At 72.7% G+C, this 16,582-nt stretch carries 16 protein-coding genes; 6 read left to right on the forward strand and 10 right to left on the reverse strand.

The genetic code is table 11. The annotated features are described in order from the left end of the window. The first annotated feature begins 328 nt into the window (after positions 1-328). Positions 329-502, forward strand: a complete 174-nt coding sequence (locus ACWDEN_RS23545; protein WP_023546087.1) for a hypothetical protein — start codon at positions 329-331, stop codon at positions 500-502. Positions 503-583: 81 nt separating this feature from the next. Here the strand turns inward: ACWDEN_RS23545 and ACWDEN_RS23550 are convergent, their stop codons facing one another. Then, complete coding sequence (locus tag ACWDEN_RS23550; protein WP_351607601.1) at positions 584-1,399, reverse strand: inositol monophosphatase family protein; 816 nt, start codon at positions 1,397-1,399, stop codon at positions 584-586. An 8-nt stretch (positions 1,400-1,407) separates the two neighbouring features. After that, a complete protein-coding gene (locus ACWDEN_RS23555; protein ID WP_450860048.1) occupies positions 1,408-2,535 on the reverse strand; it encodes a ferrochelatase in 1,128 nt (375 codons plus the stop codon). Between the two features lie 172 nt (positions 2,536-2,707). Here ACWDEN_RS23555 and ACWDEN_RS23560 point away from each other — a divergent pair, with 172 nt between their 5' ends. After that, a complete protein-coding gene (locus tag ACWDEN_RS23560) occupies positions 2,708-3,946 on the forward strand; it encodes an MFS transporter (RefSeq protein WP_450860049.1) in 1,239 nt (412 codons plus the stop codon). Then, positions 3,906-5,225, forward strand: coding sequence for a D-arabinono-1,4-lactone oxidase (locus ACWDEN_RS23565; RefSeq protein WP_450860050.1), 1,320 nt, complete (start codon positions 3,906-3,908; stop codon positions 5,223-5,225). The genes ACWDEN_RS23560 and ACWDEN_RS23565 overlap by 41 nt, the downstream gene beginning before the upstream one ends. Here ACWDEN_RS23565 and ACWDEN_RS23570 read toward each other — a convergent pair. Then, positions 5,149-5,874: a hypothetical protein gene (locus ACWDEN_RS23570; protein WP_450860051.1), complete on the reverse strand. Its 726-nt coding sequence runs from the start codon at positions 5,872-5,874 to the stop codon at positions 5,149-5,151. The genes ACWDEN_RS23565 and ACWDEN_RS23570 overlap by 77 nt on opposite strands. A gap of 480 nt (positions 5,875-6,354) precedes the next feature. Between ACWDEN_RS23570 and sepH the strand changes: the two genes are divergently transcribed. Further along, positions 6,355-7,395, forward strand: a complete 1,041-nt coding sequence (gene sepH, locus ACWDEN_RS23575) for a septation protein SepH (protein ID WP_351607590.1) — start codon at positions 6,355-6,357, stop codon at positions 7,393-7,395. A 117-nt stretch (positions 7,396-7,512) separates the two neighbouring features. On the opposite strand, the gene ACWDEN_RS23580 is transcribed toward sepH, so the two are convergent. Next, complete coding sequence (locus tag ACWDEN_RS23580) at positions 7,513-8,364, reverse strand: sulfurtransferase (protein WP_450860052.1); 852 nt, start codon at positions 8,362-8,364, stop codon at positions 7,513-7,515. 320 nt (positions 8,365-8,684) lie between these two features. On the opposite strand from ACWDEN_RS23580, the gene ACWDEN_RS23585 reads away from it, so the two are divergent. Then, a complete protein-coding gene (locus ACWDEN_RS23585) occupies positions 8,685-9,476 on the forward strand; it encodes a VOC family protein (protein ID WP_351607586.1) in 792 nt (263 codons plus the stop codon). A 38-nt stretch (positions 9,477-9,514) separates the two neighbouring features. Here the strand turns inward: ACWDEN_RS23585 and ACWDEN_RS23590 are convergent, their stop codons facing one another. The 5 genes from ACWDEN_RS23590 to ACWDEN_RS23610 are packed head-to-tail and all read right to left on the reverse strand — an operon-like array spanning position 9,515 to position 15,281. Beyond that, positions 9,515-10,165, reverse strand: a complete 651-nt coding sequence (locus ACWDEN_RS23590; protein ID WP_450860053.1) for a thymidine kinase — start codon at positions 10,163-10,165, stop codon at positions 9,515-9,517. Positions 10,166-10,222: 57 nt separating this feature from the next. Beyond that, on the reverse strand, positions 10,223-11,419 hold the full coding sequence (locus ACWDEN_RS23595) for an alkaline phosphatase family protein (RefSeq protein WP_450860054.1): 1,197 nt from the start codon (positions 11,417-11,419) through the stop codon (positions 10,223-10,225). Continuing rightward, complete coding sequence (locus tag ACWDEN_RS23600) at positions 11,419-12,006, reverse strand: DUF5998 family protein (protein ID WP_351607581.1); 588 nt, start codon at positions 12,004-12,006, stop codon at positions 11,419-11,421. The genes ACWDEN_RS23595 and ACWDEN_RS23600 overlap by 1 nt, the downstream gene beginning before the upstream one ends. 10 nt (positions 12,007-12,016) lie before the next feature. Next, positions 12,017-12,430 (reverse strand): hypothetical protein, encoded by a 414-nt coding sequence (locus ACWDEN_RS23605; protein ID WP_450860055.1) that lies wholly within the window; start codon positions 12,428-12,430, stop codon positions 12,017-12,019. Positions 12,431-12,443: 13 nt separating this feature from the next. Continuing rightward, positions 12,444-15,281: a bifunctional acetate--CoA ligase family protein/GNAT family N-acetyltransferase gene (locus tag ACWDEN_RS23610; RefSeq protein ID WP_450860056.1), complete on the reverse strand. Its 2,838-nt coding sequence runs from the start codon at positions 15,279-15,281 to the stop codon at positions 12,444-12,446. 178 nt (positions 15,282-15,459) lie between these two features. Here ACWDEN_RS23610 and ACWDEN_RS23615 point away from each other — a divergent pair, with 178 nt between their 5' ends. Then, positions 15,460-15,741, forward strand: coding sequence for an HPr family phosphocarrier protein (locus ACWDEN_RS23615; RefSeq protein ID WP_003993478.1), 282 nt, complete (start codon positions 15,460-15,462; stop codon positions 15,739-15,741). Between the two features lie 148 nt (positions 15,742-15,889). Here the strand turns inward: ACWDEN_RS23615 and ACWDEN_RS23620 are convergent, their stop codons facing one another. Then, positions 15,890-16,576: a GntR family transcriptional regulator gene (locus tag ACWDEN_RS23620; RefSeq protein ID WP_351607573.1), complete on the reverse strand. Its 687-nt coding sequence runs from the start codon at positions 16,574-16,576 to the stop codon at positions 15,890-15,892. Between the last annotated feature and the right edge of the window lie 6 nt (positions 16,577-16,582).

Raw genomic sequence — 16,582 nt, forward strand, 5'->3', positions numbered from 1 at the left:
CCTTTTCGGCCGTAAGTCGGCTGTAAGGCGGGTTGTGGACCGCACAGATCGGTGCCCCGGGGCAGGAATACGAGATTTTCTCCTCCGGTTGAGGTTTCCGGGTGAGGGAGCGGGGGGAGGACGGCTTTACACCCCGCGATCACGCTCTGCATGTGCCGCAGCACCATGCGGTACTCCGCGATCCGCTTCCGCAGAGTGGGCGCGGGTGTCCGGCACCGTCGCCGCCCGGCAGGGCAGCGCTGGGCACCCGTGAGAGACGTGATCGTCCTTTTCCCAACAGGCACACCCCCGTGCCACCGACCCACGACCCAGGACGAGGGGGCGCAGCATGGACGCTTTCACCGCAGGACTTCTGCAGCGCATAAGGGCGACCGAGTCCGACCTGTCGCGGGCTCGTGACGAGGGTGACGACTTCCTCGTCGAAGTGGAGCAGGCAGAGCTCGACGACCTGCGACGCCTCGCCGCCGAACACGGTGTGGAGGTCGGCGCGTCACGCGTCTGATCGGCCCGAAAGCGCAAGAGGGGACCCCGGCGAATCCAGCGCCGGGGTCCCTTTGCGTTCAGCGGCCGGGGACGGTCGCGCTCAGTCGTGCCACGCCCCGAACTCCTCCAGCAGCCCCTGCAGCGGCTCGAACACCCCCGGGGAGGCGGCGACGGTCAGATCGCGTGACGGCCGCTCCCCGGGCCGTCCACCGACCAGCGCGCCCGCCTCCCGGGCGATCAGGTCACCTGCCGCGAAGTCCCACGCGTTCAGGCCCCGCTCGTAGTACCCGTCGAGCCGGCCGCAGGCCACATCACACAGGTCCACCGCCGCCGAGCCGCTGCGGCGGATGTCCCGCAGCAGCGGGATCAGCCGGCCGGCCACCTGGGCCTGGTGGGCGCGGACCTCGGCGACGTAGTTGAAGCCGGTGGAGACCAGCGCCTGGTCGAGAGGGGGCGCGGGGCGGCAGGCGAGCGCCCGGTCGCCCTCCCATGCGCCGGTGGCCCATGCGCCGCCGCCTCGTACCGCGTGATACGTCTCGCCGCGCATCGGGGCGGCGACCACCCCGACGACCGTCTCCCCGTCCCGCTCGGCCGCGATGGACACCGCCCAGGTCGGCAGCCCGTACAGGTAGTTCACCGTGCCGTCGAGCGGGTCGATCACCCAGCGCACACCACTGGTGCCGGCCACGGAGGCGCCCTCCTCGCCGAGGAAGCCGTCGTCGGGCCGCCGGCCGGAGATCAGATCGGTGATCAGCTTCTCCGCCGCGATGTCCATCTCGGTGACGACGTCGATCGGACTGGACTTGGTCCTCGCCACGGCCAGGTCGGCCGGGCGGCCGTCCCGCAGCAGCTCACCGGCGCGGCGGGCGGCCTCCTGGGCCAGTTCCAGCAGTTCCCGGTGCAGGGGGTCGGTCACGGGTCTCCTCACGCGTAGGGGCTGTCGGCGCCGGCGGCGGCCGGGTGGGGCGCACGGGCCGGGCAGCAGCCGACCGGGCAGAGGTTGTGGCTCGCGCCCAGCGTGCCCAGGGCGCACGGGGTGACCTCCTGACCGCGCGCCACGGCGGCGCGCTCCATGATCAGGTCCCGGACGGCGGCGGCGAACCGGGGGTCGGCGCCCACGGTGGCCGAGCGGCGCACCGGCAGGCCCAGCTCCTCGGCCTTGGCCTTGGCCTCGGTGTCGAGGTCGTACAGGACCTCCATGTGGTCGGAGACGAACCCGATGGGCGCCATGACCACGGCCGGGACGCCCGCCGCGTGCTGCTCCTCGAGGTGGTCGCAGATGTCCGGCTCCAGCCACGGGATGTGCGGGGCGCCCGAACGGGACTGGTAGACGAGCCGCCAGGGGTGGTCGACGCCGGTGCGCTCGCGGACGGCGTCGGCGATCAGCTGGGCCACGTCCAGGTGCTGCTCGACGTAGGCGCCGCCCTCCCCGTGGACCTCGACGGGGCCGGAGGTGTCGGCGGCGGAGGTCGGGATGGAGTGCGTCGTGAAGGCGATGTGGGCGCCGGCGCGGACGTCCTCGGGGAGGTCTTCGAGGGAGCGCAGCACACCGTCGATCATGGGCTCGACGAAGCCCGGGTGGTTGAAGTAGTGCCGGAGCTTGTCGATCTTCGGCAGCTCCAGGCCCTCCGCCTCCAGCGTGGCCAGCGCGTCCGCGAGGTTCTCGCGGTACTGGCGGCAGCCCGAGTAGGAGGCGTAGGCGCTGGTGGCCAGCACCAGGATGCGGCGGCGGCCGTCGGCGGCCATCTCGCGCAGGGTGTCCGTCAGATACGGCGCCCAGTTGCGGTTGCCCCAGTAGACGGGCAGGTCCAGGCCGTGCTCGGCGAAGTCCTTGCGCAGGGCGTCCAGGAGGGCGCGGTTCTGGTCGTTGATGGGGCTGACCCCGCCGAACAGGAAGTAGTGCTGCCCGACTTCCTTCAGGCGTTCCTTCGGGATGCCGCGTCCGCGCGTGACGTTCTCCAGGAACGGGACCACGTCGTCCGGGCCTTCGGGACCGCCGAAGGAGAGCAGGAGCAGGGCGTCGTACGGGGTGGCATCGAGCGCGTCTGGCATGTCTCGATCCTGCCACTCGGTGCTGACAGCCAGGAAACAGCAGGGTGACGAGTCGGGTTCCAGTCGGTTTATGCCGGTTTTTCCTGCCGGCCAACAAGGTGCGCTTAGGGTCGCCTAACTCGTAACCTGTATCAGCCGCATTCGCGCCTTACCGAGCCGCTTCGGAGACCCCGTGCCCAGCCCCTACAGAGCCCTGTTCACCGAACCCGGCACCAAGGCGTTCTCCGCCGCGGGATTCCTCGGCCGGATGCCGCTGTCGATGATGGGCATCGGCGTGGTCACGATGGTCTCCCAGTTGACCGGGCGGTACCGGCTCGCAGGCGCGCTGTCGGCCACCATCGCGCTGTCCGCCGCGGTGATCGGGCCGCAGATCTCCCGGCTCGTCGACCAGCACGGGCAGCGCCGGGTGCTGCGCCCCGCGACCCTGGTGGCCCTCACGGCGGCGGCCGGGCTGCTGCTCGCGGCGCACGCCAAGTGGCCGGAGTGGGTGCTGTTCGTCTGCGCCGCCGGGATCGGCTCCGTGCCGAGCCTGGGCGCGATGATCCGGGCCCGCTGGGCGGCGCTGTACCGGGGCACCGGCAAGCTGCACACCGCGTACTCGTTCGAGTCGGTCGTCGACGAGATCTGCTTCATCTTCGGCCCGATCATCTCGATCGGCCTGTCCACGGCCTGGTTCCCGGAGGCCGGCCCGCTGCTCGCCGCCTGCTTCCTGGCCGCCGGCGTCTTCTGGCTCACCGCCCAGCGCGCCACCGAACCCGAACCGCACCCGCGCGAGCAGCACGGCGGCGGTACGGCCCTGCGCTCGGGCGGGCTCCAGGTGCTGGTGGCGACCTTCATGGCGACCGGTGCGATCTTCGGCTCGGTGGACGTGGTCACCGTCGCCTTCGCCGACGAGCGCGGCCACAAGGGCGCCGCCAGCGTGGTCCTGGCGCTGTACGCGGCCGGATCCTGCGTGGCCGGGGCGGTCTTCGGGCTGCTGCGGTTCACCGGGGCGCCGGAACGCCGCTGGCTGCTGGGCGTGGCGGCGATGGCCGTGAGTATGATCCCCCTCCTACTGGTCGGAAACCTGCCGCTTCTGGCCGTGGCGCTGTTCGTTGCGGGGCTGTCCATCGCACCGACGATGATCACGACGATGTCCCTCATCGAAGAGCACGTACCTCGCGCGCGGCTCACCGAGGGCATGACCTGGGTGAGCACCGGCCTCGCGGTCGGTGTCGCGCTCGGCTCCTCCGTGGCCGGCTCGGTGATCGACGCCGCCGGGGCACGGGCCGGGTACGGGGTTCCGGCCGTGTCCGGGGCCGTCGCGGTCGCGGTCGGTTTCCTCGGGTACCGCCGGCTGCGCAGGCCGGCCGCGGGTCGGGGAGGCACCGTTGAGCAGCACAGCGAGCGGGAAGAACGGCACCTGGCGTAACTGGGGCGGGAACGTCTCCGCCCGGCCCGCCCGGCAGGTCGCGCCGGCGTCGGTGGAGGAGCTGGCCGCCGCGGTACGCCGGGCCGCCGAGGACGGTCTGAAGGTGAAGGCGGTCGGGACCGGGCACTCCTTCACGTCCATCGCGGCCACCGACGGTGTGTTGATCCGCCCTCAACTGTTGACCGGAATCCGCAAGATTGACCGTGAAGCCATGACGGTCACCGTGGAGGCCGGCACCCCGCTCAAGAGACTCAATGCGGCTCTGGCGCGCGAGGGACTGTCGCTCACCAACATGGGCGACATCATGGAGCAGACGGTCTCCGGGGCCACCAGCACCGGCACACACGGCACGGGCCGTGAGTCGGCCTCGATCGCCGCCCAGATCACCGGGCTCGAACTCGTCACGGCCGACGGCTCGGTGCTGACCTGCTCCGAGAAGGAGAATCCGAAGGTCTTCGCGGCCGCCCGAATAGGCCTCGGTGCCCTCGGCATCATCACCGCGATCACCTTCGCCGTGGAACCTCTGTTCCTGCTCACCGCGCGCGAGGAGCCGATGCCCCTCGACCGGGTCCTCGCCGAGTTCGACCAACTCTGGGCGGAGAACGAGCACTTCGAGTTCTACTGGTTCCCGCACACCGGCAACACCAACACCAAGCGGAACAACCGCAGCGCCGGTCCCGAACAGCCCGTGGGGCAGCTGGCCGGCTGGTTCGAGGACGAGTTCCTGTCCAACGGCGTCTTCCAGGTGGCCCAGTGGGTCGGCCGCGCCGCCCCCGCCGCCGTTCCCGCCATCGCGCGGATCTCCAGCAAGGCGCTGTCAGCGCGGACGTACACGGACATCCCTTACAAGGTCTTCACCTCGCCGCGCCGGGTGCGCTTCGTGGAGATGGAGTACGCCGTCCCCCGCGCGGCCCTGGCGGAGACGCTGCGCGAGCTGAAGTCCATGGTCGAACGCTCGGGGCTGCGCGTCAGCTTCCCCGTCGAGGTGCGCACCGCCCCGGCCGATGACATCACCCTCTCCGCCGCCTCGGGGCGGGACAGCGCCTACGTCGCCGTTCACATGTTCCGGGGCACGCCGTACCAGGCCTACTTCACCGCCGCCGAGCGGATCTTCACGGCCCACGAGGGCCGGCCGCACTGGGGCAAGGTGCACACCCGGGACGCCGAGTACTTCGCGCGCGTCTACCCGCGCTTCGGCGAGTTCACCGCGCTGAGGGACCGCCTTGACCCGGAACGGCTGTTCCAGAACGACTACTTGCGGAGGGTTCTGGGGTCGTAGGCGTCTGGGCGGATCCGCTGGGCGTGGGGGTCGGGGACGGGCTCGGGCCGCCGCCGGCCTGCCCGCCCGGGGAGTCGCCGGGCGTCGGCGTCGCGCTGTGGGCCGTACCGCCGCCGGCATCGGGTGCGTGTGCGCGGGACGGGATGCGCGAAGGCGGCGGTGCGTCCCCGGACCCGGCGGGCGCATCGGACGTCGAGGAGTGCGAGCTCCGGCCGGTGACGGCGTCGCTGACCGTCGTGCCCCTGCCGCCGCTGAAGGCATTGCCGGACACCAGTTCGTACGTCGTGACACCGGCCATGGTCACCCCGAACACGACGGCGGCCGCGACCACCGGCCGCCGTCGGCTCCTCACTCCCGCGCGGTAGACGGTGCCCTCGGTGAACTCGCCCGGAGCCGGTGGCACTTGCCCCCTGGGACGGGCCGTGACCGTCGCCTCCCTCAACTGCTCCCCGGTCCGCTTGAAGAAGTGCTGGAACAGCGAGCCCCCGCAGGTGGCGACGGCACTCACGACACCCGCGCCGAGGATGGTGCCGTACACCCCGAAGTACGACGCCAGTTTGGCCGCCACGACGGCCGCGAGGGCACCGCCCGCGACCTGGGGGACGCTCAGGTCGATCCGTTTGCGACCCGCATCGGGCGTTTCACGCATACCCGGAACTTGCCTGCCTTTCCCGTACTTGATCGACATCGGTCCACCGGCTGCACGAAAGAGGGACGCGCGCCAGAAACCATTAGTTCCGTTTCTGGCGATTGCGTGAAGTTCGCCACGTTCGTGATCGGCAAAACCGCTTGCCGGCGGCCAAGTCGCGAGCCTTGCCAGAAGTTGGGCGGCGCGCCCATCCACGCACATGGTCCAAATGGAGTACTGTTGCGAGCCCTGGGTCCGGTCCCCCACCAGGGTGTCCGCGGCCTTGAAGGACCGCCGGGAGGGGGCTAGTTGCACAGGGTGACAGTTTTGGTCACTTAGCGTTGCGAATAGGTAACCGTGCCATAACGGCGACCCAGGGCCCGTGCCCGACACGCCGGGCAACTCGGCAAGGTTGTGGCAGGCTGCACCCGGGCAGGCCACACTCGACTAGCGGAAGCAGCGACGCACGTGACGTCGGCAGGCACCACCCGGGAGGTCCCCATGCCCGAACTGCGTGTCGTGGCCGTCTCGAATGACGGCACACGGCTGGTGCTCAAGGCTGCCGACGCAACGGAGTACACCCTTCCGATCGACGAACGGTTGCGCGCCGCCGTGCGCGGCGACCGGCCGCGCCTCGGCCAGATCGAGATCGAGGTCGAGAGCCATCTGCGCCCGCGTGACATCCAGGCGCGTATACGCGCGGGTGCCACCGCGGAGGAGGTCGCGCAGCTCGCCGGCATCCCCGTCGACCGGGTCCGCCGCTTCGAGGGTCCCGTGCTGGCCGAGCGTGCCTTCATGGCCGAGCGCGCCCGCAAGACCCCGGTCCGCCGCCCCGGCGAGAACTCCGGGCCGCTGCTCGGCGAGGCGGTGCAGGAGCGGCTGCTGCTGCGCGGCGCCGAGAAGGACACCGTGCAGTGGGACTCCTGGCGCCGCGACGACGGCACCTGGGAGGTGCTCCTCGTCTACCGAGTCGCGGGCGAACCGCACTCGGCGAGCTGGACGTACGACCCGCCCCGGCGGCTCGTGCAGGCCGTGGACGACGAGGCACGCTCGCTGATCGGCGAGTCCGACGACCTCGCCGTGCCCGAGCCGAGCTTCCCGTTCGTGCCGCGCATCGCCCGCCTGCCACGCGAGCGTTCGATGGACCGCGCGCTGGAGCGGAGCGAGCGGGAGCGGCCGAGCCTGCCCGCGCAGCCGTCCGAGCCCGCCGAGGAGAGCACGGGCGAACGCGACTCGCTGACCAGCCTGCTGGAGGCGGTGCCGAGCTTCCGGGGTGACCTGGTGGTCCCGGAGCGCCCGGCGGAGACACCGGAGGAGCCCGCCGACGAACCGGCGGCCGAGGAGCCGCCGGCCCCCGCCGCCTCGGCCGGCTCGGCCTACGCGGACGTCCTCATGCCCCGCTCCGTCGGCAGCCACCGCGACCGGCTCATCGGCGCCACCGACCGCCAGGCGGAGGCCGACGGCGTCCGCCCAGGCCGCCGTGCCGCCGTGCCGAGCTGGGACGAGATCGTGTTCGGCACGCGCCGCAAGAAGCAGGAGTAACCGGCCGTACGGAAACGGAAAAGTGGGGGTACGCGTGCGTGCCCCCACCTTCCGGCTGCACGCGTGCGTGCCCGGCTTTCCGGCCGCACGCGTGTGTGCCCCGCTCCCCGGCTGGCGCTACTGCGGATCCGCGCCCACCGCCACCGGACGGGACGGGTCCGAGGACCATTCGGACCAGGAACCGGCGTACAGCGCCGCCGGAATGCCGGCCACCGCGAGCGCGAGGACCTCGTGGGCGCCGGAGACGCCCGAGCCGCAGTACACGCCGACCTCGGTGTCCGTGGAGACGCCCAGGGCCTTGAAGCGGTCCCGCAGCTCGGCCGGGGGCAGGAAACGGCCGTCGGGGCCCACGTTCTCCGTCGTCGGTGCCGACACCGCGCCCGGGATGTGGCCGCCGACCCGGTCGATCGGCTCCACCTCACCGCGGTACCGCTCCCCCGCCCGTGCGTCCAGCAGCACACCCGTGCGGGCCAGGGCCGCGGCCCCGTCCGCGTCCAGCAGACCCGACGCGGCAGGAACCGGCCGGAAGTCTCCCTCGGCCACATCCGGCACCTCGTTCGACAGCTCGCCCTCCCAGGAGGGCAATCCGCCGTCGAGGACCCGCACGTCCGGGTGACCCGTCCAGCGCAGCAGCCACCAGGCGCGCGCCGCCGCCCAGCCCTGGCCGCCGTCGTACACGACGACCGGACGGCCGGCCGACACGCCCGCACGGCGCATCGCGGCGCCGAACTCCGCGAGGTCCGGCAGCGGATGCCGGCCGTTCCGGCCGGGCTCTCCGGCCAGTTCCCGGTCCAGGTCGACGAAGACCGCACCGGGGATGTGCCCGGCCGCGTACTCGGCCCGCCCGTCGAAGGCCGGCGCACCCGCCGCCTTCGCCACGCTCAGCTGCCAGCGCACGTCCAGCAGCACCGGCGGGCGGTCGCCGGTCAGGTCGGCAGCGAGTTGGGTTGTAGTGATGATGGCTGTCATGGCGCCATGCATACGCCAGGGGTGGCCGCGGCGTCCAGGTCCGACTACTCTGCTCGGCCGGACAGGCTCGATCACCGGGCGTACGGGGTCGAGCACGTGTTGTACAACCGGCGGACGCCCGCCGGCCATCGTCAGGAAGCGGCGGAAGACGGCAGACCGGGCATCCTCCCGTAGGTACAGCCGAGCGTCGGCGCGGTAAGTCCCGTCGCGGCGTGGAGGATGCGGGCAGCGGCACGGGCGTACCCGCCGCCGGCATGGACAGCCCTTCCGGGGAGCGGAAGCGACACGGCCACCGCGAGGGGCCGGGGAGAGAGTGATCGATGACCGAGGCACGGGAGCCGGCCGGCCCGCACGCGCGGCGCGCGCCCGGCACGCCCTGCTGGGTGAGCCTGATGGCGCACGGGCTGGACGCCACCGAGGAGTTCTACGGTGAGCTGTTCGGCTGGGAGTTCCAGCCTGGCCCGCAGCAGCTCGGCCCGTATGTGCGGGCGCTGCTGGACGGGCACGAGGTGGCCGGCATGGGCCAGCTGCCGCCGGACCGCCGGCTGCCGATCGCCTGGACGCCGTACCTCGCCGCGGACGACGTGGACCAGACGGCCGACACGGTACGGGAGTGCGGCGGCACCGTGGCCGTCGGACCGCTGGACGCCGCCGAGGCCGGGCGGCTGGCCATCGCGGCGGACCCCTCCGGGGCCGTGTTCGGCATCTGGCAGGGCGCCACGCACCTCGGCACCACGATCACCGGAGTGCCCGGCACGCCCGCGTGGAACGAGCTCGTGACCTTCGAGACCGAGAGCGTCTCCAAGTTCTACGCGACCGTGTTCGGTTACGAGCGGGAGCCGATGATCTCCGCGGACTTCGACTACGTGACCCTCCATCTCGCCGGCCGCCCGGTGGCCGGGCTGCACGGGGTCGGGCACGCCCTTCCCCGCGATCGCGGACCGCACTGGCAGACGTACTTCGAGGTCGCCGACGCCGACGCGACGGTGCGGCACGTGGCGGACCTCGGCGGCCGCGTGATCAGACAGCCGCACGACAGCCCGCACGGCCGGGTGGCGACCGTGGCGGACCCGGAGGGCGCGGAGTTCTCGGTGATCCAGAACCCGCACTGAGCCCTCGGGGCGGGACCGGCCGGCCGCCCTGGTCGGGCTCAGCCGGAGGAGACGGGCAGGACGTCCGGGGAGAGGGCCGCCGCCCGTGCCGTCGCGGCGGTCATCCGACGGCGGTGGTGGCGGCGGCACAGCACCTCGTAGCCCACTTCGCCGGCCGCCTGGTTGACGTCGCCGACGACCACCTGGGCGCCCTCGACCACCATCTCACCGCCTATCGTGCGGGCGTTGTGCGTGGCGCGGGCGCCGCACCAGCACAGCGCCTCCACCTGGAGGACCTCGATGCGGTCGGCCAGCTCCACCAGCCGCTGCGAGCCGGGGAAGAGCTTGGAGCGGAAGTCGGTGGTGATCCCGAAGGCGTACACGTCGAGGCCGAGATCGTCCACCACGCGCGCGAGCTGGTCGATCTGCTCGGGAGCGAGGAACTGCGCCTCGTCCGCGATCACGTAGTCGGCCCGGCGGCCCTGCGAGAGGTGCTCCACGAGAGAGGCGTACAGGTCCTGGTGGGCGGCGACCTCCACCGCGTCGGTGACCAGGCCGAGCCGGGAGGACAGCTTGCCCTCGCCCGCGCGGTCGTTGCGGGTGAAGATCATGCCGACGAGCCCGCGCGCGGAGCGGTTGTGCTCGATCTGCAGAGCCAGCGTCGACTTCCCGCAGTCCATCGTTCCGGAGAAGAACACCAGCTCGGGCATGAGGAGTTGAGCACCTTTCGGCGAGTAGTCACACGAGTAGTCACAGGGAGGCGAGCGTCAGGAGCGTACTTCGAGCAGGGGAACCAGCTGCTCGGCGGGCGTCATGGAACCGTGGTTGCCGACCAGCGACGACTCCTTCGGCTCCCGCTCGGACGCGATGATCAGGACCTCGTCGTGCGCGGCCGCGACCACGTCACCGAGCCGTGGGTACACCCGCTCGGCGCACTCGCCGGGCCGCCCGAACCAGCCCGCCGCGATCGCCTCGTCCCGCGAGGCCACCCAGAACTGCTCGCCGAGCACCTCGCGCCAGACGGTCAGTACGTCGTTCTCGGCGCCCGGCACCGCGTACACGTGCCGCGCCCGGCCCTCGCCGCCCAGCAGGGCGACCCCGGCGCGCAGCTCCCAGTCCGTGTCGAAGTCGATGCGGTGCTCGTCGTCGAAGGGGACGTCGACCATGCCGTGGTCGGCGGTGACGTAGAGGGCGCTGCGCGGCGGCAGTTGCTCGGCGAGGCGCTGGGCGAGGCGGTCGACGTACATCAGCTGGCCGCGCCAGGTGTCGGAGGCGACGCCGTAGCGGTGTCCGGCGCCGTCCAGCTCGGAGTAGTACGTGTAGACCAGCGAGCGGTCCCCGGCCGCCAGTTGCTCGGCCGCGAGGTCCATGCGCTCCTCGCCGCTCAGCCGGCCGTGGAAGCTGCCGCCGCTGAGCGCGATCTTGGTGAGCGGGGTGTGCTCGAAGACGGGCGAGGTCACCTGGGCCGCGTGCACCCCTGCGTCCTGCGCCAGCTGGAAGACGGTGGGGTACGGCTGCCAGGCGCGCGGATCGGTGTACGGCTGCCAGCGGAGCTGGTTCATCAGCTCGCCGGTGGCCGGGTTGCGCACGGTGTAGCCGGGCAGGCCGTGGACGCCGGGCGGCAGGCCGGTGCCGACGGAGGCGAGGGACACCGCGGTGGTCGCCGGGTAGCCGGCGGTGAGCGGGCGCCCCGTGCCGCCGCGCGAGGTGCCGAGCAGCGAGGTCAGGAAGGGGGCCTCGTCCCGGTGGGCCAGCAGCTGCTCCCAGCCGAGCCCGTCGATCAGGAGGACGCAGACCCGGTCGGCCGCGGTCAGTTCCCGGATCGTGGCGGTCATGCCGGGGACGCCCATGCCGGCGGCCAGGGTGGGCAGCAGGTCGGCGAGGGAGCCGGTGCCGTACTCGGGCAGCGGCGCGGTGTCCAGGGCGAGGGGTTCCGGGTGGTCCCAGGCGGAGAGCGCGGACATCAGCGGGCGATGTCCGCGGTCGCCTCCGAGATGGCCTGTGCGAAGGCGAGCGCCTGGCGCACCGTCTCCGGGCCGTCCCCGGCCTCGCTGACGCGCAGGCTGAGGTCGTCCGCCGTGGAGTTGCCGGTGTAGCCGTGGTCGGCGTCGCAGTTGGGGTCGCCGCAGGCTGCGGGCTCCAGGTCGATGCGGCTGACCGCGCCCCAGCCGATGGTCAGCACGACCTCGCGGGGCAGGGTGCCCGGCGCGTACTGCTCGGGATTCGCGACCACCCGGCTGACCACGACCGACGAGATCCGGCCCAGCTTCACGGACTCGGTGGAGGTGGTGGCGTACGGCGTCGGGGAGGTGCTGTCGGCGGCCTGCTCGTCGGTGTGGCTGACGATGAAGCGGTTGCCGGTGAGAACGAGCACGGTCACATGCCGCCGCACCTCGTTCTGATCGAAGGTGGTCTCCTGGTGGACCAGGTACGACCGGATGGGCTCGCCGCCCACAGCGGCCTCCACCGCCTCGGCCACGAGGGCCGGGTAGTAGCCGCTGCGCTCGATCGCCGAGCGCAGCCCCTGGGTCGTCGTACTGGTCTTGGCCATGGCGTCCATCCTAATCCGTGGGCAAGGGGGGTCCGGGCCAGTCGCGGAGACCGGGGTCGGCCTGCGCACGCGCGCGTGGGCGCCGCTGGACGAGCCCCGGCAGGATGGCCAGCCCCTCCGCGGCGATCAGGCAGGAGACGGGTTCGGGCCCGCCGCCGTCCGCCTCGAACGCGACCACGACGGGCAGCGTTTCGCCCAGTGCTCCCCGCAGCCGTGCCGTCTCGTCGGCGGTGGGCTCACGGAAGACGGGGTCCTGGAAGGCGGAGGGACACGCGACGAAGCCCGGGGCGGTGAAAACGATCTCCAGGCCGTGGTGGTAGGTGAGGTCGTACCCGGCGGCCAGCCGCAGCTGCCCGCCGTCCCGGACGATCACTTCCCAGTCCCACCAGCTGCCCTCGGGCAGCGGGCGGCCGGCGATGTCCATGCGGTCCCCCTGATCAGTAGGCCGGCATCGTGCGCGGGCCCAGGTCGTCGCGGGCCGGTGGCGGCGCGAGCCGTACCGTGGCGCCGAGGACGCTCACCCCGTGCGGGGCGACGACGACCGGTTCCAGGGTGACGGCGACCACCTCCGGATGATCGTCGACCAGCCGGGACACCCGCAGCAGCAGCTCCTCCAGCGCCGGGGTGTCGACGGGCGTGGAGCCGCGCCAGCCGAACAGCAGCGGTGCCGTACGGATCGACCGCACCAGCGAGGTCGCCTCCCGGTCGGTGACCGGGATCAGCCGGTGCGCCATGTCCCCGAGCAGCTGGGAGGCGGCCCCGGCGAGCCCGAACGACAGCACGGCCCCGGCCGCCGGGTCGATCACGGCTCGTACGACGGTGTCGACGCCGCGCGGTGCCATGCCCTGCACCACCGGCCGCAGCCCCTCCGGCTCGCCGAACAGCTCGGTCAACTCGGCGTACGCCCGGCGCAGTTGCTCCTCGTCCGCCAGGTCGAGGCGTACGCCGCCCAGGTCGGCGCGGTGCCTCAGATGCGGGGCGGTGGCCTTGAGGGCGACCGGGTAGCCGAGGGCTCGGGCGGCCTCGGCGGCGGCGTCCGGGGTGGGCGCGGGCAGCGCGCGCCGCACGGGGATGCCGTACGTGCCGAGCAGGCCGCAGGTCTCCGCGTCGGGGATGGTGAGCCCTTCCCCGCGCGCGAGCAGCTCACCGATCAGCCGCGCGGCACCCTTCTCGTCGATGTCGTCGTACTCCGGTACCTTCCCGGGGTCCATGGCCTCCCGCCGCCACTGCCCGTACCGGACCGCTTCGGCGAGGGCGCGAACGGCCCGCTCGGCTGCGGGATAGGCGGGGATGAGGCGGGTGCCTTCCGGAGGGACCGTCGGCGCGGTGGGCGGTCGTTCCACAGGGCGGCGGAACGGGTGGGCGCCGCCCTCGGCGCCGGGTGCCGTGTCAGCGGCCTGTGGTGCGGTGCTCGCCGCGGCCGACAACGCCTCCGCGAGCCCCCCGAGCTCCACATGCACCACCAGCACCGGCTTCCCCGGAACGGCAGCCGCGGCCGACCTCAGCGCCTCGGCCAGCTCCGCCTCCCCCGGCGAGGCTTCCCCGATCGCGGGGATCGCCGTCACCACGACGGAGTCGCAGGTCTCGTCGGCCAGCGCGGCGCCCAGCGCCCGGTGGAAGTCCTCCGCCGTCGCCCCGGTCGTCAGGTCCAGCGGACGCGAGGGCCGCAGGCCCTCCGCCACGCACCGGTCGTACGTCAGCACCCCCAGTGACTCGGAGTTCCCCAGGATCGCCACCCTCGGCCCCGCCGGCAGCGGCTGCCGGGCGAGCAGCAGCCCCGCGTCGACCAGCTCGGTGATCGTGTCGACCCGGATCACCCCGGCCTGCCGCAGCAGGGCGGAGACGGTGGCGTGCGGCAGCCGGGTGGCCCGCACCGTGTGCCCCTGCGGCGCGGAACCGACGCCCTGCACCACGACCAGCGGCTTGGCCGCCGCCGTCCGGCGCGCGAGGCGGGTGAACTTGCGCGGGTTGCCGATGGACTCCAGGTACATGAGGGCGACGTCGGTCTCGGGGTCGTCGTACCAGTACTGGAGGACGTCGTTGCCGGAGACGTCCGCGCGGTTGCCGGCGGACACGAAGGTGGACACGCCGGTGACCCCGGTGACCCCTCCCCCGCGCCGGTGCAGCCGGGACAGCAGGGCGATGCCGATGGCGCCGGACTGGGCGAACATCCCGATGCGGCCGGGCCGGGGCATCTCCGGGGCGAGGGAGGCGTTGAGGCGCACGTCCGGCGCGGTGTTGATGATCCCGAAGGCGTTCGGGCCGATGAGCCGCATGCCGTACGCGCGTGCCTGCTGGACGAGGGCCCGCTGCCGCTCGCGCCCCTCGGGCCCGCTCTCGGCGTACCCGGCGGAGAGCACGACGAGCCCTTGCACCCCGTGTTCCCCGCACTCGGTGACGACGGCGGGCACGTGCTCGGCCGGTACGGCGACCACGGCGAGGTCCACCGGACCGCCGATGTCCCGCACGCGCCGGTGCGCCGGCACGCCGTCGACCTTCTCCAGGTCCTCGGGGAAGGCCTTGTTCACGGCGTGCAGCCGGCCGCCGTAGCCGGCGTCCCGGATGTTGCCGAGGACGCTGCGGCCGACGCCGCCGGGGGCGCGGCCGACGCCGACGACCGCGACCGAGCCGGGCATGAGCAGCCGCCGTACCGAGCGGGCCTCGGCGCGCTGCTCCCGCGCGCGCTGCACGGCGAGGGAGCGGTCGGTGGGTTCGAGGTCGAACTCCAGGCGGACGACGCCGTCCTCGAAGCTGCGCTGCTGGGTGTAGCCGGCGTCCGTGAACACCTTGATCATCTTGGTGTTGGCGGGCAGCACCTCGGCGGCGAAGCGACGGATGCCGCGCTCGCGGGCGACCGCCGCGATGTGCTCCAGCAGCGCGGAGGCGACCCCGCGGCCCTGGTGGGCGTCCTGCACCAGGAAGGCGACCTCGGCCTCGTCGGCGGGGGCCGAGGCGGGCATGCCGTCCGCGCCGATGCGGTCGTAGCGTACGGTGGCGATGAACTCGCCGCCGATGGTGGCCGCGAGTCCCACCCGGTCCACAAAGTCGTGGTGCGTGAAGCGGTGGACGTCCTTGGCGGAGAGCCTGGGGTACGGCGCGAAGAAGCGGTAGTACTTCGACTCGTCCGAGACCTGCTCGTAGAAGCTGACCAGGCGGTCGGCGTCATCAACGGTGATGGGCCTGATGCGCGCGGTACCCCCGTCGCGCAGCACCACGTCCGCCTCCCAGTGGGCGGGGTATTGGTGCCGGTCCTGCCGGTCCGCCGAGGTCTGCATGGGCCCCAGAGTACGGCTCGCGTCCGACAACGGCGCGGGGCAGTCTGTGGAGGACGGAAGCCGGAACCGAGGCCGCGGTTCCGGCGCCACGGCGGAGCGGACGAAGGTCCGCTCCGGGCACGCTTCGCGATATGGGAAACTGGTCTAGACAACCCTGAAGACTGAAGGGCAGCAACACATGGCTGAGCGCCGCGTCAACGTCGGCTGGGCCGAGGGCCTCCACGCCCGTCCCGCCTCCATCTTCGTCCGAGCCGCCACGGCCGCAGGCGTCCCGGTGACGATCGCCAAGGCTGACGGCAACCCCGTCAACGCGGCCTCCATGCTGGCTGTCCTGGGCCTGGGCGCCCAGGGCGGCGAGGAGATCGTCCTCGCCTCCGACGCCGAGGGCGCCGACGCCGCCCTGGACCGTCTGGCCAAGCTGGTCTCCGAGGGCCTCGAGGAACTGCCCGAGACGGTCTGAACACCAGCGCACTGATACAGCGGAGCCGCCCCGCCCTTTTCTGGGCGGCGCGGCTCCACCGTTTCCGGACTCATTGCGCGCACACCGGAATTGAGGCAGCGGAAATACTTCGCGACCGAATACCTCTTCTTTGTATACGGCGCCCGTGTTAATGCCGAAGGCCCGACATGTTTACGGCATGTTGCGAAGTCCTCACACGCTCGGCGCCCCCGGAAAAACGCAGCCGGTGCGCGGCGGTCGCGCGCTCGGTGTGCAGCGCCGTGACCGCCCGCGCGCGCTCGCCGTCGCCGCGCGCCACCGCGTCGACGATGGCGCCGTGCTCCGCCCAGTACTCCACCGGGCTCGACGGCGCCTCCACCGCGTACATCCAGGAGATCTTGTGCCGCAGCTGGCTGAGCATCGCCGTCAGCGAGGGGCTGCCCGAGGCCTGGGCGAGCGTCTCGTGGAACCAGCCGCCCAGCGAGCGCAGGTCGCCGCTGTTGCCGCTGCGGGCCCGCTCCTGGCCCAGCCTGACGAGGCCACGCAGCACCTTCAGATGGGCCTCGGTGCGCCGCTGCGCGGCCCGGGCGGCCCCGAGCGGCTCCAGCAGCAGGCGCATCTCCAGCAGGTCGGCGGCCTCCTGCTCGGTCGGCTCGGCCACGCACGCGCCCGCGTGCCGGCGGGTCACCACGAAGCCCTCGGCCTCCAGGGTGCGCAGAGCCTCGCGGACGGGGACGCGCGAGACGCCGTAGCGGCGGGCCAGGACTTCCTCGGTCAGCCGGCCGCCGCGCTCGTAGACACCCGCGACGATGTCGTCCCGGATGGCCGTGCACACCGAGTGCGCCGGAATACGCATGACCGA

The sequence above is a fragment of the Streptomyces sp. NPDC001153 genome, from assembly GCF_053598315.1.